This window comes from Bradyrhizobium sp. CCBAU 45394, assembly GCF_028128655.1.
Classification (GTDB): Bacteria; Pseudomonadota; Alphaproteobacteria; order Rhizobiales; family Xanthobacteraceae; genus Bradyrhizobium; species Bradyrhizobium diazoefficiens.
This window is the reverse complement of the sequence record NZ_LBIX01000009.1, coordinates 75,800-99,598: the sequence shown is the minus strand read 5'-3', so window position 1 is coordinate 99,598 and position 23,799 is coordinate 75,800. Positions and strand designations below refer to the sequence as shown.

Here is a 23,799-nt window from a genome sequence, read left to right as displayed (position 1 = left end):
CGAGGATAATCTCTTGCGTAAAATCTGCTTTGTCATTGCTGCGATCATCTTCGTGACTTCGGGGGGAATAGCCGTTGCGGACGGTCCGGGCGACCCGACCGCCGTCAAGAAGGAAGACGACGGAAAGTGGCTCGATAAGGAAGGAAACCCGACCTACAAGATTTCGGCCGACGGCACCGTGGACTGGTTCACCTATTCCGGATATCGCCGCTATCACTCCGACTGCCACGTCTGCCATGGCCCCGACGGCATGGGATCCACCTACGCACCGGCGTTGAAGGATTCAGTCAAGACCATGAGCTATGGCGACTTCCTCGGCGTCGTCGCCTCCGGTCGCAAGAACATCTCGACCGCGCAGGAGAACGTCATGCCAGCCTTCGGCGACAACCCCAACGTCGCCTGCTACATGGACGATCTCTACGTCTATCTGCGCGCCCGCTCCAACGAGGCGTGGGGCCGGCAGCGTCCCTCCAAGAAGGAGGAGAAGAACGAGACCTACACCAAGGCGGAAGACGCCTGCATGGGCAAGAAATGAACGTTACCAGGACCGATACCACCTCTTGGCGTCCTGCGAGAATTTGAGGAGTTTACGATGAAGACACGTGCCGCCGTTGCTTTCGAAGCCAAGAAACCACTCGAGATCGTCGAAGTCGATCTGGAAGGACCGAAGGCCGGCGAAGTCCTGGTCGAGATCAAGGCGACGGGCATCTGCCATACCGACGCCTACACGCTCGACGGCTTCGACAGCGAAGGAATCTTCCCGTCGATCCTCGGCCATGAGGGCGCCGGAATCATCCGCGAGATCGGCCCCGGCGTGACCTCGGTCAAGCCGGGCGACCACGTCATCCCGCTGTACACGCCGGAATGCCGGCAGTGCAAAAGCTGCCTGAGCCAGAAGACCAATCTCTGCACCGCGATCCGCGCGACGCAGGGCAAGGGCGTGATGCCCGACGGCACCAGCCGCTTCTCCTACAAGGGCAAGCCGATCTACCACTACATGGGCTGCTCGACCTTCTCGAACTTCACCGTGCTGCCCGAGATCGCCGTCGCCAAGATCCGCGAAGACGCGCCGTTCGACAAGAGCTGCTACATCGGCTGCGGCGTCACCACCGGCGTCGGTGCGGTCGTCAACACCGCCAAGGTCGAGCCGGGCGCCAACGTGGTCGTGTTCGGCCTCGGCGGCATCGGACTGAACGTCATCCAGGGCGCCAAGATGGCCGGCGCCGACAAGATCATCGGCGTCGACGTCAATGATTCCAAGGAGGACTGGGGCCGCCGGTTCGGCATGACCCACTTCGTCAACCCGAAGAAGATCACCGGCGACATCGTTCCGCATCTCGTCAACCTCACCGACGGCGGCGCCGACTACACCTTCGACTGCACCGGCAACACCACCGTGATGCGCCAGGCGCTGGAAGCCTGCCATCGCGGCTGGGGCACCTCGATCATCATCGGCGTCGCCGAAGCCGGCAAGGAGATCGCCACCCGCCCGTTCCAACTCGTCACCGGCCGCAATTGGCGCGGCACGGCCTTCGGCGGCGCGCGCGGCCGCACCGACGTGCCGAAGATCGTCGACTGGTACATGAACGGAAAGATCCAGATCGATCCGATGATCACCCACGTGCTCAAGCTCGAGGAGATCAACAAGGGCTTTGACCTCATGCACGAGGGCAAATCCATCCGTTCCGTCGTCGTCTACTAGCTCACTGCCATCACCCCAAGGAGGATCGTCCCATGACTATTGCACTCCACCCATCGATCGACAACGGCCTCAAACAGGGCAGCGGCAGCTTCGCCGGCGGCACGCTCGCCTGCAAATGCAAGGACCATCAGGTCAAGGTCGGCATCAAGGGCGACGTCGCCCACAACCACGCCTGTGGCTGCACCAAGTGCTGGAAGCCGCAGGGCGCGACATTCTCCGTCGTCGCGGTGGTGCCGCGCCAGAACGTCACCGTGCTCGAGAACGGCGACAAGCTCGAGATCGTCGATGCCTCCGCGGTGATCCAGCGCCACGCCTGCAAGGCCTGCGGCACGCACATGTACGGCCGCATCGAGAACAAGAACCATCCGTTCTACGGCCTCGACTTCATCCATCCCGAACTGTTCCAGGAGCAGGGATCGCAGGCGCCGCAATTCGCCGCCTTCGTCTCCTCGGTGATCGAATCCGGCGTGAAGCCGGAGCAGATGGCCGGCATCCGTTCGCGGCTGAAGGAAATCGGGCTCGAGCCTTATGACTGCCTGTCGCCGGCGCTGATGGACGCGATCGCGACCCACGTGGCGAAAGCCAAAGCAGCCTGACGAAGGCGACCTGAACGAGGCGGCCCGAGCAGGGCCGCCGGACCCACGCCACGTCCGCTCGCTGGTTCCGACCAGCACCAGCGAGCCGGACGGAGGTGGCTTCCCACGATCGCGACGAAGCCGCCACTTCTGCACTCTGCGTCTACGAGGGCCACGCTCCCTCAGTCCTGGTCTCTGAATGACTGCGCAGTGCCGCCCGCTTTCCGATTGAAGTCGGCGGCACCTGCGTTTCTCCCTCCCTCGACTGAGGCATCCTGCTTCGTCCGTACAGTCTTTCTGGCGGACGAAGCTTTTTTGCTGCGGCCTGCTTTGCAATTGCGCAATGCGCGCGGCGCGATACCGCGCCCTGCTTTTGACAAATCACAGATGCAACCTCTTCACGCCGAGAACAACCGGCTGTGAATGCCGGACCGGCGCGATCCCTGCTACGATCGCGCCGTGACGATGCCGCGCGAAGTTCAATCAAATAAGAACAAAACGGGAGGTATCGAACACATCCAGACATCGCCATTGGCGTTCCTGCCTCCCTCCGGGATTTGCCCGCGCGGGATGACGGCGGAACGCGGCAACGACGCACCGCCGCCGGCGCATGCCGGCGCATTTAATTCATGCTTATGAAGAGCGAGGGACGATCATGATCAAGGTGAAGATCAACGGCCAGGAACAGAGCTGGGACGGCGACCCGAATCTCCCGCTACTCTGGTTCCTGCGCGACGAGGCCGGGCTGACAGGCACCAAGTTCGGCTGCGGCCAGGCCTTGTGCGGCGCCTGCACCGTCATCGTCGACAAGGAGGCGGTGCGCTCCTGCGTCACGTCGATCAACGACGTCGCCGGCCGCGAGGTCACGACCATCGAGGGATTGCATCCGAACGGCGATCACCCGGTTCAAAAAGCCTGGCGCCAGGTCAACGTGCCCCAATGCGGCTTCTGCCAGGCCGGCCAGATCATGCAGGCCGCGGCGCTCCTGATGGACAACCCGAAACCCTCGCACGACCAGATCCGCGAGGCGATGTCCGGCAACATCTGCCGCTGCGGCTGCTACCAGCGCATCGAGAACGCGGTCCATCTCGCATCGACGGGAGTGTGACATGAATTTCATCGACAATCCCCGGAAGCTTCACAGCTTCGAAAAGAACATCCGTGTCGAGAAGGTCTCGCGCCGCAGCATCCTGAAGGGGCTCGGCGTCACCGGCGGCTTCGTGCTTGCCGCGCCCGTGATGTCCCGCCAGGCATTTGCCTATGAGACCGGCGCCGGAAAAATGCCGCATGGCGTCGTGGTCGATCCGCGCGTGTTCGTCGCGGTCGCGCCCGACGGCATCGTCAGCATCGTCGCCCACCGCTCCGAGATGGGCACCGGCGTGCGCACCAGCCTGCCGCTGATCGTGGCCGAGGAGATGGAGGCCGACTGGTCCAGGGTCAAGGTGCAGCAGGCCCATGGCGACGAGGTCAAGTTCGGCAACCAGGACACCGACGGCTCGCGCAGCACGCGGCATTACCTCATCCCGATGCGCCAGATCGGCGCCGCCGCCCGCACCATGCTGGAACAGGCCGCCGCCAAGCGCTGGGGCGTTCCGGCAACGGAGGTCAAGGCGGTCAATCACGAGGTCGTCCATAGCGGCAGCGGGCGCAAGCTCGGCTTCGGCGAACTCGCGGCCGACGCCGCCAAGGAATCGGTGCCGAGCGTCGAAGGCCTCAAGCTGAAGGACCCCAAGGACTTCCGCTATCTGACCAAGGGCCAGATCGGCATCGTCGATCTTCACGACATCACCACTGGCAAGGCGCGCTACGGTGCGGACGTGCGCCTTCCCGGCATGAAATATGCCGTGATCGCGCGCCCGCCGGTGACCGGCGGCAAGCTCGCCTCGTTCGATCCGAACGAGGCGTTGAAGGTGCCCGGCGTCGAGAAGGTGATGCAGGTGCGCGGCTGGCCGTGGCCGTCGAAGTTCCAGCCGCTCGGCGGCGTCGCGGTGATCGCGCGCAATACCGGCGCGGCGATCAAGGGCCGCGATGCGCTGAAACTGGTCTGGGACGACGGCGCCAACGGCAAATACGACTCCGTCGCCTACCGCAAGGAGCTCGAGGAGGCCTCGCGCAAGCCCGGCCTCGTCGTGCGCAAGGAGGGCGATGCGGACGCCGCCCTGAAGGGCGCCGACAAGGTGATCGTCGGCGAGTACTACGTCCCGCATCTCGCCCATGTCGCCATGGAACCGCCGGTGGCGGTCGCCGACGTCAAGGGCGACAAGGCCGAGATCTGGGCGCCGGTGCAGAGCCCGGGCGGCACCCGCGAGGACGTCGCCAAGACGCTCGGCATTCCGGAAGCGAACGTCACCGTCAACGTCACCCTGCTCGGCGGCGGTTTCGGCCGCAAGTCGAAATGCGACTATGCGCTCGAAGCCGCGCTGCTGTCGAAGGAGCTGGGCGCGCCGGTGAAGGTGCAGTGGACGCGGGAGGACGACATCCACAACGGCTTCCTGCACACCGTCTCGGTCGAGCGGATCGAGGCCGGCCTCGACAAGAGCGGCAAGGTGATCGCCTGGCGCCACCGCAGCGTGGCGCCCAGCATCGCCTCGACCTTTGCGGCCGGCACGGTGCATCAGGCGCCCTTCGAGCTCGGCATGGGCCTCGTCGACATGCCGTTCGAGATCGCCAACATCTCCTGCGAGAACCCGGAGGCTGCGGCGTTCACCCGCATCGGCTGGTTCCGCTCGGTCTCGAACATCCCGCGCGCCTTCGCGGTGCAGTCAATGGTCGGCGAGATCGCGAACGCGACCGGCCGCGACCAGAAGGAGACGCTGCTCGCGCTGATCGGCAGCCCGCGGATCGTCAAGCCCGCGGTGAAGGACATGTGGAACTACGGCGAGCCGCAGGACAGCTACCCGATCGACACCGCGCGCCTGCGCAAGGTGGTCGAGCTGGTGGCCGAGAAGGGCGAATGGGGCCGTCAGGTGCCGAAGGGCCACGGTCTCGGCATCGCAGTACACCGCAGCTTCGTCAGCTACATCGCGACCATCGTCGAGGTGGCCGTCGACGACAAGGGCAAGCTGACGGTGCCGCGGGTCGACACCGCGATCGACTGCGGCACCTACGTCAACCCCGAGCGCATCGCCTCGCAGATCGAGGGCGCGGCGATCATGGGTCTCAGCCTCGCCAAATATGGCGAGATCACCTTCAAGGACGGCAAGGTGCAGCAGAAGAACTTTGACGACTTCCAGGTCGTCAGGATCGACGAGTCTCCCATGGTGACCAACGTCCACATCGTGCCGCCCGCGCCGGGCACGCCGCCGAGCGGCGTCGGCGAGCCCGGCGTTCCGCCGTTCGCGCCGGCGCTGATGAATGCCATCTTCGCCGCGACCGGAAAACGCATCCGGAGCTTGCCGATCGGCAAGCAATTGGAGGCGTAAGGAACGCACGCGGCCTCGCGCCGTCTCCATCAGCCGATGTGCCCTCTCCCCCTGTGGGAGAGGGCAGCGACGCCGGTTGCTACGATCTCGCTCGGGTGAGGGGTTTGTCTCCGCGGATAGAGACCCCTCATCCGGCGCTTCGCGCCACCTTCTCCCACACAAGGGGAGAAGGGAAGACAGCACTCTCGACACACACAAAAATGCGGCGGACGTTTCCGTCCGCCGCATTCGCCACCCCCCTTGCTGCTCCGCCTCTTTCGATCCGCCCGCGGAGCTATTTCTTCAGCGCGAACACCCAGATCACGCCGCCCTGCGGCACATTGGCCTCGATGCCGATGTTGTTGGTCACCAGCGCATCCTGGATCCGCTGCGCGTCCACACCCCATCCCGACTGGATCGCGATGTATTGCGTGCCGTCGATCTCATACGACACCGGCATGCCCATGATGCCGGAGTTGGTCTTCTGCTCCCACAACAGCTCGCCGGTCTTGGCGTTGAAGGCGCGGAAGTTGCGGTCGTTGGTGCCGCCGGCAAAGATGAGATCGCCCGCGGTCGCCGTCACCGAGCCGAACAGCTGCGACTTCGGGAAGTTGTGCTGCCACACCTTCTTGCCGGTGACGGGATCCCAGGCCTGGAGCTCGCCAAAATGATCCGCGCCCGGCTTGGTCTTCAGCCCGATGTCTTCCGGCTTGGTGCCGAGCCAGAGCTCGCCCGGCTTGAGTGCGACCTTCTCGCCGGTGAATCCGCCGCAGAAATTCTCGTTGGCGGGCACGTAAACCAGGCCCGTCTTCTGGCTGTAGGCCGCCGACGGCCAGTCCTTGCCGCCCCATAGAGAGGGACAGAACTCCACGCGCTTGCCAATCACCGGCTTGTGCGCGGGATCGACGATTGGCTTGCCGGTTTCGGCATCGATGCCCTTCCAGACGTCGGTGGAGACGAACGGCCAGCCTGCCACGTAGTTGATCTTGGTCGGCGTGCGCTCGAGCACCCAGAAGATCGCATCGCGCCCCGGATGGACCAGGCTCTTGATGCTGCGGCCATCGCGTTGCAGGTCGATCAGCATCGGCGCTTCGACCTCGTCCCAGTCCCAGGAATCGTTCTGATGGTACTGGTGATAGGTCTTGATCTTGCCGTTGTTCGGATCGAGCGCGAGCACCGACGAGGTGTAGAGATTGTCGCCGGGATGGGTCTCGCCCGGCCACGGCGCCGCGTTGCCGACGCCCCAATAGATCGTCTTGGTGTCCTTGTCGTAATTGCCGGTCATCCAGGCCGAGCCGCCGCCGTTCTTCCAGTCATCGCCCTGCCAGGTGTCGTGACCGGGCTCGCCTTCGCCGGGAATGGTGTAGGTCCGCCACAGCTCCTTGCCGTCCTTGGCGTCATAGGCGGCGACATAGCCGCGCACGCCGAACTCGCCGCCGGAGCCGCCGACGATGACCTTGCCGTCGACGATAAGCGGCATCAGGGTCATGTACTGGCCCTTCTTGTAGTCCTGCACCTTGGTGTCCCACACGACCTTGCCGGTCTTGGCGTCGAGCGCGACGACATGATCGTCGGTGGTGGCGAGATAGAGCTTGTCCTCCCACAAGCCGACGCCGCGGCTGGTCGGATGCAGCTGGAACAGATCGTCGGGGAGCTGCCGCTTGTAGCGCCAGTACTCGTCGCCGGTTTTCGCGTTCAGCGCGATCACCTGCCCCATCGGGGTCGCCACGAACATCACGCCATTGTTGACGATCGGCGGCGCCTCGTGGCCTTCGACGACGCCTGTTGCAAACGTCCAGACCGGCGTGAGACCCTTCACGTTCGAGGTGTTGATCTGGTCGAGCGGGCTGTAGCCCTGCCCGTCATAGGTGCGCCGATAGAGCATCCAGTTGCTCGGTTCCGGATTCTCCAGGCGCTGCGCGGTGACCGGAGAATAATTCTCGATCGGGCCGGCGCCGGCGGCGGTCGAGGCAAGACAGGTGAAGGCGACGAAGCCGGACAGAAACCATTGCTTCCTGGTCATGGACGTTCCCCTTTTTCATCTGTTTGAATTCTTGTGTTGAATTCTTTTCGTTCGTCCCGTCGTCCGCCCGTCGGCGGATGCGGCCTCTCGTGACGCGGGCACAACCCGCGACCGTCCATCATCCTGGCTGCGCGCCACCTACCTTTCCGATGAAGTTTCCGGCGACGCTGAGCGAACCTTCAGCGAACGCCAGTGGCAGCGCCGCGAGCCGTCGCGGTGCCGGCCCGAACACGACCTGCGCGCCCGCGCGAGGATCGTATTCGGAGTTGTGGCACATGCACTTGAGCACCTCCTTGTCGCCGACGTCGCTCTTCACCCAGGCGGTGACGGGACAACCGGCATGGGCGCAGATCGCCGAATAGGCGATGATGCCGTCGACGGCGCGCGCGCGGGTCTGCTCGTCGAGCTCGGCGGGATCGAGCCGGATGACCAGGATCTCGTTGAGCCGCGAGGCGCTGCGCACGACCGAGGTCTTGGGATCCTTCGGCCAGGCATGCACCGGCGGCCCGCCGGCCTGCAGGTCGGCCGCCGTGATCAGCTTTCCCTCCTGGTCACCTTCGGAGAAGACGAGCACATCGCCCTTCTGCGGTCGTTCGTCGGAGCCTGGCGGATCCTCGCCTGCGCGCGCCGATGCGGAACAGCCGAGGCAGGCCGTGGTGGCGAGCGCACCCAGCAGCAGCGTTCGCCGCGTCTGCTCTGCGCCCGCGTCAACTTCAGGTTCCGCAGGGTTCTCGGAAGATGAGGAATTGATGTTGAACGATGCGCGCGACATGCCCGCTAGCAGGCGCTGGAACTCTGCCGAAAAAAAGGCGAAGAATTGGCGCCGCAGTGCATCAATATGGCTCTGCTCGCTTTGATTGAACGAGAGTGAACGCGTTCAAACGTATTTTCACCAGTTCTACGTCGCACCACGCGAGCGGCATGATGATTTTGCAGATCAGACCGATGATGTTGGAATTGGTGCAACGCGCCATCGCGCGATGTGAGCTGCACGTTTCTCAGGCAGGCATTTTGTGTTTCACGATCTGAGCACGTGACGCGGCGAAGCGATGCGGCCTGCGACGGTTGCCGACGCCATTTCAAAACTGTCGGCGATGCGCCGTGCCTTGTCGATGAAGAGCGCCGCCGCCGCGGGCGGACAGACGTCGCGCGCGGTCTGTTCGAACAGATCGAGCCAGCGGTCGAAATGATCGCCGACAAGACCGAGCGGCAGATGCGCGCGCATCGGCGAGCCATGATAGCGGCCGCTCATCAGCACGACTGACGACCAGAAATCCCCGAGCTTGGCCAGATGCTCGTCCCAATTCCGCACGACCGCGAACACCGGCCCCAGGAGCGCGTCCTCGCGCACGCGCCCGTAAAAGCGGGCGACGAGTTCCGCGATCATCGCTTCGGTGATCCCGGTGCGCTCGATCGCATCCTGGGTCAGCAGGTTCCGGCGCGCGGCTGCCGCCTCACGCTCGGCCTTCAGTCGATCCGACATTGTCCTTTGTTATCCGTTCCGTTGTTCCCGCGGGCCACCCGTTCAACATTGTCGGGTCAATTGCGCGCGGCGTCTTTGTCGCAGCGCAAATTGCGGGAGGGGCGGCGAGGCTCGAAGGCCCCGCCGCCTACGCCTGTCATCAGGCGCCGTAAGTGTAGAAACCCTGCCCGGTCTTGCGGCCGAGATGGCCGGCATCGACCATTTCCTTCAGCAAGGGGGCCGGACGGTATTTGGGGTCGTTGAAGCCTTTATAAAAGACCTCCATCACCGACAACATGGTGTCGAGCCCGACGAGATCGGCGAGCGCCAGCGGCCCGATCGGATGGTTGCAGCCGAGCTTCATGCCGGCGTCGATCTCTTCCGCCGTCGCGATCCCCTCCTGGAGGGCGAAGATCGCCTCGTTGATCATCGGGCAGAGGATGCGGTTGACCGCGAAGCCCGGACTGTTCTTGGCCGTGATCGCCACCTTGCCGACGCGCTGGGCGAAATCGAGCGCCTTGGCGTGGGTGTCGTCGGAGGTCTGCAGGCCGCGGATGAGCTCGAGCAGCGCCATCACCGGCACAGGATTGAAGAAGTGCATGCCGATGAAGCGGTCGGGGCGATCGGTTGCGGCGGCAAGCTTCGTGATCGAGATCGACGAGGTATTGGTTGCAACGAGCGTGCGCGGCGACAGCGTCGCGCAGAGGTCCTTCAGGATCTTGACCTTGAGCTCCTCGTTCTCGGTGGCGGCCTCGATCACCAGGTCGCAATCGGCCAGCTTCGCCCGATCGGTGGTGCCGGTGATGCGCTTGAGCGTCGCCTCGCGGTCGGCCGCCGACATCTTCTCCTTCTTGACCAGGCGCTCGAGGCTGCCGCCGACGGTCGAAAGCCCGCGGTTCACCGCCGCATCGGAAATGTCGACCATCACGACCGAGAGCCCGGCCGCTGCGCAGATTTGCGCGATGCCGTTCCCCATGGTCCCTGCCCCGATGATGCCAACGGTTTGGATCATTGCGTCACATCCTTCTCATCCTTGCGGGCGTGCCGGTAGCGGCGCGGCCCCATTGTTCCTGCATCAGGGTCTAGCACCGCCGCGGGGGAGGCGCGACCTGATCCTGCCCCTTCCTTAAAGCATCCATCGCGGGAATAAAGCCGCAAAAGGGCATGATTTGGAGGCCTCGGGCCCGTTTGGCCCGCGCCATGCGGCGCATGCGCCCGTCCAGGCTGCGGTCAGGACCGGATCGATCAGCGGAGGCAACCTGCGGCGTCAGTCGCCTCATCCGAGACGGAGCACCTTGCCCGGATTCATGATGTTCTTGGGGTCGAGCGCCCGCTTGATCGTGCGCATGATGTCGAGCTCGGTCCTGGAACGATAGTGTTGGAGCTCGTCGAGCTTCTCGATGCCGATGCCGTGCTCGGCCGAGATCGAGCCGGCCATGGACGTGATCAGGTCGTTGACGACCCGCGTGATCGCCGCAGAGTACTGGTTGAGCGTCTCGCGATCCATGCCCTTCGGGCCCATGAAGGAGAAGTGCACATTGCCGTCGCCGATGTGCCCGAGCGGATAGGGGCGGATCGTCGGCAGGATCTCGAGCACGGCCTTGAGACCCCTGTCGATGAACTCGGGAATCCGCGAGATTGCGACCGACACGTCGTAGCTGAGGCCCGGCCCCTCGGCGCGCGATGCCTCGGCCACACTCTCGCGAATGCGCCACATGTTGCGCGACTGCGCTTCGGTTTGCGCGATCACCGCATCGAGCACCCGGCCCGCCTCGAGCTGATCGGCCAAGAACTGCTCCATCCGGTCCGACATGCACGTGCCGCCGTCCTGCCGCGGCCGGGCCGACGACCATTCGAGAAGGAGATACCATTCGGTCTCGGCCTTGAGAGGGTCCTGGGTGCCGGGAATATGGCGCAGCACCATGTCGGTGCAGGCGCGGCTCATGAGCTCGCAGGAGCCGACATTGTCGTCGGACGCGGCATGCGCCTCCGACAGGAGCTCGATCGCCGCCCTGGGATCGCGGATCGCGAGCCATGCCGTGCACACGTCCTTCGGCGCGGGCCAGAGCTTCAGCACCGCCTTGGTGATGATGCCGAGCGTCCCCTCGGCACCCATGAACAGATGCTTGAGGTCATAGCCGGTGTTGTCCTTCTTGAGTGCGCGCAGCCCGTCCCAGACATCGCCGTTGGCCAGCACGACCTCGAGACCCAGCACCAGATTTCGCGCATTGCCGTAACGCAGCACCTGCACGCCGCCGGCGTTGGTGGAGAGATTACCGCCGATCATGCACGAGCCCTGGGCACCGAGGCTGAGCGGAAAGAAGCGGTCGTGGCGCGCGGCCGTGTCCTGGAGCGTCTGGAGGATGCAGCCCGCCTCCACCGTCATGGCGTAGCCGACGGGATCGACATTCAGCACATGGTTCATGCGACCGAGCGACAGCACGATGCCGCGGTGCGCCGGCCACGGCGTGGCACCACCCATCAGGCCGGTGTTGCCGCCCTGCGGCACGATGGCAATGCCGTTGTCGTAGCAGAGCTTGACGACAGCGGAGACTTCCGCGGTATTGGCCGGACGCACGACCGCCGCGGCCTGCCCTGTCAGCTCGCCGCGCCAATCGGTCACGAACGGGCGCTTGTCCTGCTCGTCCAGGATCAGGCCCTTGTCGCCCACGATGGCTCGCAAGCGGTCGAGAATGGCTGGCGTCACGGGCGCAGTCGGAATGGAGGGAGCGGTGAGAAGGGCTGCGCCCGGCATGTGTTCCTCGCTTTGCGGCTCTTCTGCGCAGCCTGGGGCGCGCCGGCCTTCGTTGTCGTTCTCAATTCTGGACGTTTGCGCGATGAGCCTAGCACGAAGGTAACGCTCGCGGGAACGTCCCCGGCTGCGACGCTTGCGCAAACCTGCCTCGGCTGCTGAACGGGAAGCGCACTTCCGTCGACGCCCGGCGTGCCTTACTGTGCCAAGATCAACCTGGATTGGAGATCATGAGCCGCTTCTGGAGTCCCGTCGTCCACACGCTGTCGCCCTACGTCCCGGGCGAGCAGCCGAAGCAGGATGGCGTCGTCAAGCTCAATACCAACGAGAATCCCTATCCGCCCTCGCCGCGCGTCCTGGCGGCGATCGCATCGGCTGCGGAGCGGCTGCGCCTCTATCCAGATCCGCGCGCCACGCGCCTGCGCGAGGCGATCGCGGCGCATTGCGATGTTGCGGCCGAGCAGGTGTTCGTCGGCAACGGCTCCGACGAGGTTCTGGCCCACACCTTCCCGGCCCTTCTGAAGCACGACAGCCCGCTTCTGTTTCCCGACGTCACCTACAGCTTCTACCCGGTCTATTGCCGCCTCTATGGCGTAGCTCACGAGGAGGTGCCGCTCGATGCAGCGATGAGGATCGAGATCGCCGACTACAGGCGGCCATCGAGCGCCATTCTTCTCTGCAATCCGAACGCGCCCACCGGCATCGCCCTTCCGCGCGACGCGGTCGCGGCACTGCTCGCCGAAAACCCGGACCGGCTGGTGGTGGTGGACGAGGCCTATGTCGATTTCGGCGCCGAGAGCACCGTGCCGCTCGTTGCGCACCACGACAATCTGCTCGTCATACAGACCTTCTCGAAGTCGCGCGCGCTCGCAGGCTTGCGGGTCGGATTTGCCCTCGGCCAGCGGCCGCTGATCGAGGCGCTGGAGCGCGTGAAGGACAGCTTCAACTCCTATCCCGTCGATTGTCTCGCCATCGCCGGCGCCGTCGCCGCCATCGAGGACGAGGCATGGTTCCTCGAGAGCCGCACCCGCATCATCGCGAGCCGCGACGTGCTCACGCGCGATCTCGCGCAACTCGGCTTCGAGGTGCTGCCGTCGCTTGCGAACTTCGTGTTCGCGCGTCATCGGCGCCGGAGCGGTGCCGATCTCGCGGCCGTCCTTCGCCAGCGCGGCGTGCTGGTCCGCCATTTCAAGAAGCCGCGCATCGAGGACTTCCTGCGCATCACGGTCGGAACGGATGAGCAGTGCGGCCGGCTGATTGAAGTGCTGCGCGAGTTGATCTAGTTGAGGGCATGCGGCGGCCCGCCGCATGCTCACCACAATGGAAGTTGCAGGGACCAGTCTGTGACGCGCCTTTGCCGCCTCGACATCGACGCCCCGGAGGCCGCCCGAACATTGAAGTTCAGGCGCGGATGAACGACTTCGCACGATCCGTTGGTGCCGCCTTCGCGCTGATCGGCGAGGCCGATTCCGAGCTTGTGGGCATCGTCGCCTTGTCGGTGCGCGTCAGCCTGACCGCGAGCATCGTCGCGCTCCTGATCGGCGCACCGTTCGGCGCCTTGCTCGCGATCGCCCGTTTTCGCGGACGTCAGGTCATCATCGTGCTGACCAATGCGCTGCTCGGCCTGCCGCCGGTCGTGGTCGGGCTCGCGCTCTATCTGCTGCTGTCACGGTCCGGCCCGCTCGGGGCGGCCGGCCTGCTGTTCACGCCGGCGGCCATGGTGATCGCGCAGACGCTGCTCGCGACACCGATCGTGGTGGCGCTGGTGCACAGGCCGGCGAGCCTGCTCTGGGCGGAGTATGGCGATCTGGCGCGGATCGACGGGCTGTCGGTCCTGCGCAGCATGGGGCTCCTGTTCGCGCTGGGACGGACTTCGCTGCTGACGGCCTTTCTCGCGGCCTTCGGGCGCGCCATCGCCGAGGTCGGCGCCATCATCGTCGTCGGCGGCAACATCCGCGGCTTCACGCGCACGATGACGACCGCCATCGCGCTGGAAACCAGCAAGGGCGACCTGCCGCTGGCGCTGGGGCTCGGGCTGATCCTGCTCGCGCTCAGTGTGGCGGTGTCGACCGTCGCTTTCCTGCTAGTTGGACGCGTTGGGGAAAAATAGCTGCTCGCCGCCGACCTTGTAGCCGGCAATCGCCTGCTGTCCCTTCGGGGAAACCAGCCAGTCGATGAAGGCCTGCCCATCCTGCGCCTTCACGTTGGAATGCTTTGCCGGATTCACGAGCATGACGCCGTACTGGTTGAAGAGCCGCTTGTCCCCCTCGGTCAGGACGGCGAGCTCGCCGCGGTTCCTGAACGACAGCCAGGTGCCACGATCCGACAGAAGATAGGCGTTCGAGGACGAGGCCATGTTCAGCGCCGGCCCCATGCCCTGACCGATCTCGCGATACCAACTGTCCTTGCCGGCACTGAGATCGACGCCTGCCTCTTTCCACAATCTCAGCTCGGCTGCGTGCGTGCCGGACTTGTCGCCGCGCGAGATAAACGGCGCCTTCGCCGCCGCGATCTTGCGCAGCGCGTCAGCGACGTCCTTGCCGCCGCCAATCCGCGCCGGATCGCTGTTCGGCCCGACGATGACGAAGTCGTTATACATGACGTCGAAACGCTTCACGCCCTGCCCTTCGGACATGAACTGGTCTTCGGCGGGCCTGTCATGGACGAACACCACGTCGGCATCGCCTCTCCGCCCGATATCCAGCGCCTGGCCGGTGCCGACGGCTACGACCTTCACGTTGATGCCCTCGGCCTTCGAGAACAGCGGCAGCAAATAGCCGAACAGGCCCGACTGTTCCGTCGATGTCGTCGAGGCCACGGTGATGGTGCGATCCTGCGCAAATGCGCATGTTGACCAGACCAGAACCGCTGCGATGGCGGCAAGCTTCCTCATTGTGACGTCCTCGCTCCCCAGACAGCTCAAACTACGCGGGGAGGATGACGCAGGGAAGCCCGACGTTCGGCGCAGGATCAGCGGCCGGGGCAGTACCGCATGACGACCCGGATCGCCTGTGGCTCCGGCTCCTTCACCCAGGCGCCTTCGTGCAGCCAAAGCTTGTCGTCGCCGATGACATAGGCGAACGTCACGGTATCGAAGCCTCTGGGATTGCGAACCGTGACCTCGCCGCAGGCCACCTCGATGGAGCGGCCCTGCGGGTCCGACGCGTGGCTGGTCCAGGAGATGTGGATCTCCGCGTTCGGCGGAATGAGGTGAGCTGCGATCTTTGGCGTGAGATCGTCTGCAAGCGCGGGCGCGCAGATGAATGCGGCCAGGGCTGCCGCCAGGAATGTCTTGTGGATCACGTCTTCTCTCCGTCATTTCGCGAGGAAGCGTATCCACGTTCCGTGCAGTTGCACTGTGGTCGTCGTCACAATGGCGACCGGCGGTAACGCCGTGCCTTCATGACGTCCGCAGTCTCTCTCGCGCGCGATGGTGTGCTGATGTTCTGCAATTGGTCCCACCTACATTGACATCGGTGTGACGGCCGGGGCAGTTTTTCATATTGCTGGCGAATCAGCGATTGCTTCACGCCGAGTACCTCTTGGACAACTCCCTGTGCTTTCGAGACTGATATCGTTGCTGCGCCGCATCCCTGCGGTGAAATGGGCGTTTACGAGGCTTCGGCCCTTGCCGCACGGCGGAAGCATTGACGTTTTGCCGATCGCCACGGACGATTCGCCTGCCATCGTCGTCGACGTTGCAGAGGCCGCGCGCACTCCCGACATCAGCATCAGCGCCGATCCACCGCTCAGCGACCCGGGCATCGCGGTCGCGGCGCCGGTCGCCGAGGACGACACTGCGATCTCTATCATCGCGGAGAGTCCGCCGGCTGCGCGGACAGATACCGGCGACAGCGACGGTTCACCTCCGGAGACGCCGACGGAGGTCAACGAGGTCGTCGTGGAGGAGGCTTCGATCTCGTCTGTCGACGAGGAGACCGGGCCCGTTGATGTTCCCGAACTCACCGTCAGCGAGGCCGCACCTGCGGAACTCGGGACGGACGTCGAGTCGGTCGGCGCCGAAAAGGCCTCAGTCCCGTCTGTCGACGTCGATAGCGCGCCGGTCGACATTCCCGAACTCATCGTCAGTGGCAGTCCATCTCGCGAACTCTCGGCCGGCGTTGAGCCCGCCGTCGCCGAGGCGGCACCGGTTTCGTCCGTCGACGTTGAAATCGCTCCGGCTGCTACCCTCGACGTCGTCGTCAGCCACGAGCCACCTCCTAGCGTCCTCGTGGATGTTGAGCCGGCCGTCGTGGACGACCCGCCTGTCGCTCTTGTCGAGATCGAGGTCTCTGCGGCTGATATCCCAGCCGTCAGCGTCGACAGCGGGTCAACCGCCGACGTCGCCATGGAGATCGAGCCGGTCCCCGCAAGCGATCCCGCACCAGTCACAGCGGTCGCCACGGAGGACACTTCTGCCGCCACCTCCGGGGTCGACGCGGACATCGTGCCGGAGCCGATCCTTGCGTCTCCCGCACCGGAGATCCGCAACGCACCGAAAGTTCGCGCAAAAGCGACGGAACCCGTCGATCGCGCGGCGCTGATCCGGCAGCGCTGGGCGGAGACCGGGATCAGGATGTGGAATCCGCGGCTTCACGGCACCGGCGATGCCACGCTGAACATCCAGGGCCGGGTCGAGTTGCTGCCGCCCGCGCCCGGCGAGACGATGCCGCGCTACGACAAGCTTGAGTTCAGGATGCTGGGCGGGCAGATCGTTTGCGAGGGCGTCATCGTCGAGGCGCCCGCACAGGCGAGCCATCGCAGCTTTACCCGGCTCGCCGAGCCAGGGAAGCCAGACCGGGTCCGCGAGCCGGTGCGGGAACGCCAGGCCGCTCTCGCCTGATCCTTTTCCCTGCGGGGATACTCGCCATATGCTAGGCTGACGCCCCGGATATGGGAGATCGCATGCCCGCGACATCGTTGCGATTGATCGTGATCGTCGCCCTCTGCATCTCGCAAGGAGCATTGGCGGCGTCCAGTAAGCGGCCGCGCCACGTTCCGGCAACGGCACCCGCCGTCGATCCCGCGGCGCCCTACAAAGCCGACCGGCTCTCGTCCTCGCGTGGCGAGACGATCCTCAATACGCCCGGCCAGACCACCGTGCTCACGCGGCAGGTCCTCGACGACATGAAGGCGACGAGCCTGCGGGACGCAATGCGCTCGACCGCCGGCGTGACGATCGGGCGATAGGCTCGCGCTCAGCTTTCACCAAACGCACCGATATTCCCGCACGGCCCATGAATTTTTGCGGACACGTGGCAGTTGCCCCGAGCGCCAGCCACGACGTAACTTGCGCACCGCTCGGGCCACAACGCCCGCGCCAGACCAAAACGCCAAGAACACTGTGGGAGGTAAACTATGAGAAGGCTGACGGCCGCGCTGTGTGCTCTGACCCTGCTCTCGACTGGCGCGCAGGCGCAAACCATCAAGGATTTTCTGGCAGTCGCCATGAAGAAATGGACGGCGCCGTTCGAGCCGTTCCAGCTCATCGACAACATCTACTATGTCGGAACCGACGGCATTGCCGTCTATGTCATCAAGACATCGCAGGGCCTGATCCTGATGGACACGGCGATGCCCCAGTCAACCGGCATGATCAAGGACAATATTGCGAAGCTCGGCTTCAAGGTTGCCGATATCAAGCTCATCCTCAACACGCACGCGCATCTCGACCACACCGGCGGCTTCGCCGAGATCAAGAAGGAGACCGGCGCGCAGCTCGTTGCCGGCGAGCGCGACAAGCCACTGCTCGAAGGCGGCTACTATCCGGGTGACGAGAAAAACGAGGACCTCGCCTTCCCCGCGGTGAAAGTCGATCGCGCGGTGAAGGAAGGCGACAGGGTCACGCTCGGAGACACCACGCTGACGGCACACGCAACACCCGGCCACTCGCCGGGCTGCACGAGCTGGGAGATGACCGTCAAGGACGGCAAGGAGGACCGCGAGGTGCTGTTCTTCTGTAGCGGCACGGTGGCGCTGAACCGGCTGGTCGGCCAGCCGACCTATGCCGGCATCGTCGACGACTACCGCGCGACTTTCGCCAAGGCCAAGGCGATGAAGATCGACGTGCTGCTCGGGCCGCATCCGGAAGTCTATGGCATGCAGGCCAAGCGCGCAGAGATGAAGGATGGCGCGCCGAACCCGTTCATCAAGCCGGGCGAGCTCGTGACCTACGCGACCAGCCTGTCGGAGGATTTCGACAAGCAGCTCGCCAAGCAGACCGCGGCGCTGGAGAAGAAATAGCGTCATCAGATGCTGCCTTCCACCTCTCCTCGGGCGGGGAGAGGTGCGGCAACAGGTTGCGGCGACACACATGGTTAGCAGAGTGTAGCCGCAGCCTTGCAGTACTTTGCACTCGTTACTGCTCGTTTCCATGGCCTCATATCGTTAACGCGACCTCACCAACGCACGCGAGCGGAACGGCTGCGGCAGCGTGCAACCAGCGCTAGCCTTTCCGCACGAAACTCGTCTAACGCGCCCTTTACCCCCGCTGTGCAAGATCGCCCTCGTTTTGAAGGGATCCGGGGCGCGTATTTCAATGCCTGTCGCCAATTTGAAGTCTCACTTCGCCGCCGCCATGCGGCTGTTTCGCGTACCGACGGACAACCCGGACCTGACGCGCGCGCAGTTCGACGCCTTCTCCAAGCAGGTCCCGCTGCTCTACTTCATTCTCATGAGCAACACGATCGCGGTCGCCTACACATATGTGAACGTGGCGCCGGACTGGTTGACGATGATCGTGCCGAGCGTGCTGACCGTGCTTGCGGCCCTGCGCACCTTCTGGTGGCTGCGCCAGCGTCACCTCGTGCGCAGCGACGCCGACATCCTGCGCAATCTGCGCGCCACCAACTGGATGACATTGCCGATCGGCGCAGGCTTCACCATCTGGTCCTTCGCCCTCTACCCTTACGGCGATCCTTTCGCCAAGAGCCAGGTCGCCTTCTACATGGCGGTGACCGTGATCGGCTGCATCTTCTCGCTGATGCATCTGCGCTCGGCAGCGCTGATTGTGACGCTGGTCGTCGATGTGCCCTATGTGCTGTTCTTCTGGGCCACCGGCGAGCCGACGCTGAAGGCGATCGCGGTCAACAATCTGCTGGTCTCCGGCGCGATGGTGACGGTGCTGTTCATCTATTATCGCGACTTCGCCGACCTCGTTGCCAGCCGCAAATCGCTGCTGGCGCAGCAGGCGGCGACCCAGGCACTCTCGGACGAGAACTTCCGCCTCGCAAATCTCGATTCCCTCACCGAGCTGCCGAACCGCCGCCGCTTCTTTGCCGAGCTGTCCAGCGCCTTCGTTGATGCCGAGCGCAGGAGCGTGCGCGTCGCGGTCGGGATCATCGATCTCGACGGCTTCAAGCCGATCAACGACAATTACGGGCACTCGGTCGGCGACCGCGTCCTGATCGAGGCGGGCCGACGCATCCGCGAGGCCTGCGAGGGCTTCGGCCCGCAGCGGGTGGAGTTCGCCCGGCTCGGCGGCGACGAGTTCGGTCTTGTCGTGTGCGGCGACCCCGAGGAGGCGGATCTGACGCGGCTCGGCGAACGCATCGGCGACCAGGTCAAGCTTCCCTACCAGCTCGACACCGCCCATACCGGTCTATCCTGCTCGATCGGCTTCGCATTGTTCCCGCAGTCGGCAACGACGGCGGAAGCGCTCTATGAATGCGCCGACTATTCGCTCTATCACGCCAAGCGCCATCTGCGCGGCCGCACCGTGATCTTCTCGAGCGAGCTCGAGGCCGAGATCCGCAGCCGCGGCGTCATCGAGAATCTGCTGCGCACCGCCGATTTCAGCACCGAGATGGACCTGGTGTTCCAGCCGATCGTGGACGCCATGAGCGAGCACACTACCGGCTTCGAGGTCCTGGCGCGCTGGCACAGCTCCCGCCTCGGCCTGGTTTCGCCGGCCGACTTCATCCCGGCCGCCGAGCGCATCGGCCTGATCCGGCCGCTGACGCAGGCGCTTCTGATCCGCGCACTCGCGACGGCCAGGACCTGGCCCGACCACATCCGCCTGTCGTTCAACCTCTCCGCCCACGACATCTGCTCGCCCGAAGGGATCCTGCCGCTGATCAGCATCGTGGAGAAGAGCGGGCTGCCGCCACACCGGATCGATTTCGAGATCACCGAGACCGCCGTCACCTTCGACTTCGTGCGCGCGCAGCAGTCGATCGCGGCATTGAAGGCAATGGGCTGCGGCATTTCGCTGGACGATTTCGGCACCGGCTATTCCTCGCTGAGCCACGTGCACCGCCTGCCGCTCGACAAGATCAAGGTCGACCGCAGCTTCGTCGCCGACATCAACGACAATCCGTCAGCCACAAGATCATCAAGTCGCTCACGGGCCTCTGCGACGACATGGAAATCGCCTGTGTGGTCGAGGGCGTCGAGACCCGCGCCCAGCTCGACAGCCTGCGCCGCCTGGGATGCGACTTCATCCAGGGCTACTATTTTGCAAAGCCCATGCGGGGCGATGCAATCGGCGAGTACCTCGCGAAGGAGCGGCAACGCCTCGACGGCGCCGAGGCCAAGGTCGTGGCCTGAGGTCACACCGCGCAGTAGCGCTCCTGAATGTCCTTGTCCGCCAGCAGCGCCGCGGCGCTGCTTTGATGCACGACCTCGCCCTGGTCGATGATCACGGCACGATCGGCAAGCCGCAGGGCCCATTCGACATTCTGCTCCACCAGAAGCAACGTCTTGCCTTCATCACGCAGGCGGCGGAACAACACGCCCATCTCCTCGACCAGCACAGGCATGATCCCCTCCGAGGGCTCATCGAGCAGGACCATCCTGGGCCTGGCGATCAGGGCGCGCGCGATCGCCAGCATCTGTTGCTCGCCGCCGGAGAGCGTCACGCCCTCCTGATCGAGGCGTTCCTTCAGGCGCGGAAAGGTCTCGGCGATCTCGTCGATCGCGGTACGCTCATCGATCTCGCTGCCGGCAGCAACCAGGCCGAGCCGCAGGTTCTCGCGCACGGACAGGCCAGGGACGATGCGGCGCTCTTCGGGCACATAAGCGAGGCCAAGATGAAAGCGCTGATGGGCGCGGAGCGGCAACAGCTCCCTGCCCGCAAAGCGCACGCGACCCGTCGCTTTCGGCATAAGGCCCATCATTGCCCGCAAGGTCGTGGTCTTGCCCGCACCGTTGCGGCCGACGAGCGCAACCACTTCGCCCTCCTTCACCTGCAGGGAAATGCCGTGAAGGACATGGCTCGCGCCATACCAGGCGTGGAGGTTCTCGATTTCGAGCAGCGCGGTCTCAGCCATAGCCTTCACTCTGTCCGAGGTAGACCCGGCGGACTTCCGGATTGCTCCTGATCTCGTCGGGCGCGCCGTCCGCCAGCAGGCGGCCGTGATGCAGCACCACGACGCGCTTGGACAGGCCCAGCACCATCTTCATCTTGTGCTCCACCAGCAGCACGGTGCGCTTGTCGGCGAGCCGTTCGAGCAGCGCGACCATGTCCTTGGTCTCCTCCGGTCCCATGCCGGCGGTCGGCTCGTCGAGCAATAGCAATTCCGGCTCGGAGACCAGCGCAATCGCGATCTCCAGCGCGCGCTGCTGGCCATGCGACAGGAATTTCGCCACCTCGCTGCGCTTACCGAGCAGCCCGACGGCGTCTAGCGCGGCATCGGCCCGCACATTCAGCTCCGCCAGCCGGGCACGGTTGCGCCAGATGTCGTAGCTGACGGTCAGCGCCTGTGCTGCCACGCGCACGTTCTCGTGCACGGACAGGTCCGGGAAGATGTTGGTGATCTGGTAGGAGCGCGAGATGCCCTGATGCACGAAGCGATGCTGGGGCAGGCCATTCAGCTCGCGTCCCCTGAAGTGCAGCTTGCCCGAGGTCGGCGTCAAAGCACCCGAGAGAATGTTGAAGAAGGTGCTCTTGCCGGCGCCGTTCGGCCCGATGATCGAGGTGAGCTGTCCCGCCGCAAAGGACACGGTGATGCCTTCGAGCGCGACGAAGCCTCCAAAGCGCTTGCCGATCCCTTCGGCGCGAAGCAACTCGCCGCTCATGGCCGTGCCTTTCCGATGCCGAGCGCATCGAGCAGCGTGCCCCAGATGCCCTTGGGCAGGAACAGCACAAAGAGGACGAAGATCGCGCCGACAAAGATCTGCCAATGCGGCGTCCAGAGCGAGATGACGTCCTCCAGGATCAGAAAGCTCGCCGCGCCGACGAACGGACCGAAGAAGCTGCGGGCGCCGCCGAGCAACACCATCATCACGATCATGCCGGAGGTCTGGTAGTGCAGGATGTCCAGCGGCACGATCGACAGATGCAGCGCCAGCATGCAGCCGCCGAGCGAGGAGATCGCGCCCGACAGCATGAACACGATCAGCTTGCTGCGCTCGACGTCATAGCCGCAGGCCCGCGCCCGCTGCTCGTTCTCGCGGATCGCCTCGATCACGGCACCGAACGGCGAGTTCAGGATGCGCGACTGGAACCACAGCGCCAGCGCCGCGAAGACCATCAGCACGTAGTATTTGTTGATGGGATCAAGAAAATTGACGGGAAGGCCGAACAGGCTGATGCGGTCGACGGTGAAGCCGCGCAGGCCGTTCTCGCCGCCGGTGAAGGACGAGGCCTGCAGCGCGACGTAATAGACGAGCTGGGCCAGCGCCAACGTCACCATGGAGAAGTAAATGCCACGGGTGCGTGTCGAGACGATACCGATCGCAGCAGCGAGGCAGGTGCTGAGGAGCACGGCGATCGGCACCGCGGCGAACCAGGCCACGCCGTAGCGGCCGATCGCAATGCCGGTGAAGTAGGCGCCCGCGCCGAAGAAGGCGGCCTGGCCGAACGACAACAGCCCGGTGTAGCCGAACAACAGATTGTAGCCCATCACCACGACCCCGTAGATCAGGACGTTCACGGCCAGCGCCTGTGACGGCAGCAGCCAGGGCAGCACGGCAAGCACCGCGATCGAGAGCAGCACACGCTGGTCGAGAATCCAGGCGATCCCATTGCGCGAGGGCCGGGCTACCGACTCGCCGCTCGAAGGCAGCATCACGCGGTCCTCCCTCTGACGCCGAACAGGCCCTGCGGGCGGATCAGCAGCACCACCGCCATCAGCGCGAACATGACGATGGTCGCCATCTCAGGGGCGAACAGCGCGACCATGCTGATGGATATGCCGACCATGAGGCCGGCAACGACAGCCCCGACGATCGAACCAAGGCCACCGATCACGGTCACCACGAACGCCTCCGCAAGCACGAGCGAGCCCATCTCCGGATTGACGCTGCGCATGGGACCGGCGAGCACGCCGCCGAGCGCGGCGAGCCCGACGCCGAGGCCGAAGATCGCAAGCCAGACCCGGCCGATATCGACGCCGAGCACCTGCATGATGGTGGGATCGCGCGCGCCGGCGCGCACGATCAAGCCGATGCGGGTCTTTTCCAGTGTCAGCCAGAGCACCAGCAGCACCACGGCCACCAGCGCGATGACGAACAGGCGGTAGCGCGGGAAGAAGCCGATGCCGAGATCAAGCACGCCGACCAGTTGCGGCGGGGTTGGAAACGGAATGCCGTCGCTCCCGAACACGATGCGCACACCTTCGACGAGGATGTAGCTGAGGCCGAAGGTGAGCAGCAACGGATCGTCGATCGAGCGTCCATAGAGCCTGCGGATCAGGACGAACTCGATCAGCATGCCGAAGGCGCCGATCAGGATGGGCGCGAGCAGCAGTCCCCACCAGAAGCTTCCGGTGAGCGACGCCAGATACAGCCCAGCATAGGCCCCGATCATGAACAGCGCGCCATGGGCGAAATTCACCACCCCGAGCATGCCGAACACGATCGTCAATCCAAGCGCAGTGATCACCAGGACCGCCCCAAGGGCGATCCCGGAGAGAAGCTGCATGATGATCAGCGACAGGTCCAT

21 protein-coding genes and 1 pseudogene are annotated in these 23,799 nt (G+C 64.8%); 11 read left to right on the top strand and 11 right to left on the bottom strand.

From position 1 onward, the window contains the following. Positions 1–13: 13 nt before the first annotated feature. The 5 genes from WN73_RS06550 to WN73_RS06530 all read left to right on the top strand — a co-directional run bounded on the left by WN73_RS06550 (position 14) and on the right by WN73_RS06530 (position 5,699). Entirely contained in the window at positions 14–535 is a 522-nt protein-coding gene (locus WN73_RS06550; protein WP_249162777.1) for a c-type cytochrome, methanol metabolism-related, read from the top strand. Between the two features lie 57 nt (positions 536–592). Beyond that, complete coding sequence (locus WN73_RS06545; RefSeq protein ID WP_011088955.1) at positions 593–1,702, top strand: S-(hydroxymethyl)glutathione dehydrogenase/class III alcohol dehydrogenase; 1,110 nt, start codon at positions 593–595, stop codon at positions 1,700–1,702. A gap of 32 nt (positions 1,703–1,734) precedes the next feature. Further along, on the top strand, positions 1,735–2,298 hold the full coding sequence (gene gfa, locus WN73_RS06540) for an S-(hydroxymethyl)glutathione synthase (RefSeq protein ID WP_011088956.1): 564 nt from the start codon (positions 1,735–1,737) through the stop codon (positions 2,296–2,298). A gap of 634 nt (positions 2,299–2,932) precedes the next feature. After that, positions 2,933–3,385, top strand: coding sequence for a (2Fe-2S)-binding protein (locus WN73_RS06535; RefSeq protein ID WP_011088958.1), 453 nt, complete (start codon positions 2,933–2,935; stop codon positions 3,383–3,385). Between the two features lies 1 nt (position 3,386). Then, a complete protein-coding gene (locus tag WN73_RS06530; protein ID WP_028174356.1) occupies positions 3,387–5,699 on the top strand; it encodes a xanthine dehydrogenase family protein molybdopterin-binding subunit in 2,313 nt (770 codons plus the stop codon). 274 nt (positions 5,700–5,973) lie between these two features. Here the strand turns inward: WN73_RS06530 and WN73_RS06525 are convergent, their stop codons facing one another. From WN73_RS06525 to WN73_RS06505, 5 genes are all read right to left on the bottom strand, one after another. Next, a complete protein-coding gene (locus WN73_RS06525; RefSeq protein ID WP_011088960.1) occupies positions 5,974–7,701 on the bottom strand; it encodes a methanol/ethanol family PQQ-dependent dehydrogenase in 1,728 nt (575 codons plus the stop codon). Between the two features lie 118 nt (positions 7,702–7,819). Then, positions 7,820–8,473, bottom strand: coding sequence for a QcrA and Rieske domain-containing protein (locus WN73_RS06520; RefSeq protein WP_011088961.1), 654 nt, complete (start codon positions 8,471–8,473; stop codon positions 7,820–7,822). Positions 8,474–8,719: 246 nt separating this feature from the next. Beyond that, complete coding sequence (locus tag WN73_RS06515; protein ID WP_060908411.1) at positions 8,720–9,184, bottom strand: group III truncated hemoglobin; 465 nt, start codon at positions 9,182–9,184, stop codon at positions 8,720–8,722. Between the two features lie 139 nt (positions 9,185–9,323). Further along, on the bottom strand, positions 9,324–10,175 hold the full coding sequence (locus WN73_RS06510; protein WP_011088963.1) for a 3-hydroxybutyryl-CoA dehydrogenase: 852 nt from the start codon (positions 10,173–10,175) through the stop codon (positions 9,324–9,326). Between the two features lie 264 nt (positions 10,176–10,439). Then, complete coding sequence (locus tag WN73_RS06505) at positions 10,440–11,918, bottom strand: FAD-binding oxidoreductase (RefSeq protein ID WP_271552125.1); 1,479 nt, start codon at positions 11,916–11,918, stop codon at positions 10,440–10,442. Positions 11,919–12,145: 227 nt separating this feature from the next. Here WN73_RS06505 and hisC point away from each other — a divergent pair, with 227 nt between their 5' ends. Both hisC and WN73_RS06495 read left to right on the top strand, forming a co-directional pair. Next, entirely contained in the window at positions 12,146–13,198 is a 1,053-nt protein-coding gene (hisC, locus tag WN73_RS06500; protein WP_182872254.1) for a histidinol-phosphate transaminase, read from the top strand. 128 nt (positions 13,199–13,326) lie between these two features. Further along, positions 13,327–14,025 carry an ABC transporter permease gene (locus WN73_RS06495; protein WP_011088966.1) on the top strand — a complete coding sequence of 233 codons (699 nt, stop codon included), beginning with the start codon at positions 13,327–13,329 and terminating at the stop codon, positions 14,023–14,025. On the opposite strand, the gene WN73_RS06490 is transcribed toward WN73_RS06495, so the two are convergent. Together WN73_RS06490 and WN73_RS06485 are read right to left on the bottom strand one after the other, a co-directional pair. Then, positions 13,999–14,808, bottom strand: coding sequence for an extracellular solute-binding protein (locus tag WN73_RS06490; RefSeq protein ID WP_182872255.1), 810 nt, complete (start codon positions 14,806–14,808; stop codon positions 13,999–14,001). The genes WN73_RS06495 and WN73_RS06490 overlap by 27 nt on opposite strands. A 77-nt stretch (positions 14,809–14,885) precedes the next feature. Continuing rightward, positions 14,886–15,218 (bottom strand): hypothetical protein, encoded by a 333-nt coding sequence (locus tag WN73_RS06485; RefSeq protein ID WP_182872256.1) that lies wholly within the window; start codon positions 15,216–15,218, stop codon positions 14,886–14,888. Positions 15,219–15,492: 274 nt separating this feature from the next. Between WN73_RS06485 and WN73_RS06480 the strand changes: the two genes are divergently transcribed. From WN73_RS06480 to WN73_RS06465, 4 genes and pseudogenes are all read left to right on the top strand, one after another. Beyond that, entirely contained in the window at positions 15,493–16,758 is a 1,266-nt protein-coding gene (locus WN73_RS06480; protein WP_271552124.1) for a hypothetical protein, read from the top strand. 62 nt (positions 16,759–16,820) lie between these two features. Further along, on the top strand, positions 16,821–17,105 hold the full coding sequence (locus WN73_RS06475) for a TonB-dependent receptor plug domain-containing protein (protein ID WP_271552123.1): 285 nt from the start codon (positions 16,821–16,823) through the stop codon (positions 17,103–17,105). A 168-nt stretch (positions 17,106–17,273) separates the two neighbouring features. Further along, the gene (locus WN73_RS06470; RefSeq protein WP_011088970.1) at positions 17,274–18,158 is read left to right on the top strand and encodes a subclass B3 metallo-beta-lactamase BJP-1; all 885 of its coding nucleotides are present in this window, start codon (positions 17,274–17,276) and stop codon (positions 18,156–18,158) included. 295 nt (positions 18,159–18,453) lie between these two features. Continuing rightward, positions 18,454–20,462, top strand: a pseudogene (locus WN73_RS06465) (putative bifunctional diguanylate cyclase/phosphodiesterase). A 2-nt stretch (positions 20,463–20,464) separates the two neighbouring features. On the opposite strand, the gene WN73_RS06460 reads toward WN73_RS06465, so the two are convergent. Genes WN73_RS06460 through WN73_RS06445 form a run of 4 tightly spaced genes read right to left on the bottom strand, consistent with a single transcriptional unit; the run spans position 20,465 to position 23,799 of the window. Then, entirely contained in the window at positions 20,465–21,184 is a 720-nt protein-coding gene (locus WN73_RS06460; protein WP_038966750.1) for an ABC transporter ATP-binding protein, read from the bottom strand. Further along, positions 21,177–21,932: an ABC transporter ATP-binding protein gene (locus tag WN73_RS06455; RefSeq protein WP_011088973.1), complete on the bottom strand. Its 756-nt coding sequence runs from the start codon at positions 21,930–21,932 to the stop codon at positions 21,177–21,179. The genes WN73_RS06460 and WN73_RS06455 overlap by 8 nt, the downstream gene beginning before the upstream one ends. Further along, positions 21,929–22,927, bottom strand: a complete 999-nt coding sequence (locus tag WN73_RS06450; RefSeq protein WP_028174343.1) for a branched-chain amino acid ABC transporter permease — start codon at positions 22,925–22,927, stop codon at positions 21,929–21,931. Before WN73_RS06450 ends, WN73_RS06455 begins: the two co-directional genes overlap by 4 nt. Then, positions 22,924–23,799 (bottom strand): branched-chain amino acid ABC transporter permease, encoded by an 876-nt coding sequence (locus WN73_RS06445; RefSeq protein ID WP_028174342.1) that lies wholly within the window; start codon positions 23,797–23,799, stop codon positions 22,924–22,926. The genes WN73_RS06450 and WN73_RS06445 overlap by 4 nt, the downstream gene beginning before the upstream one ends.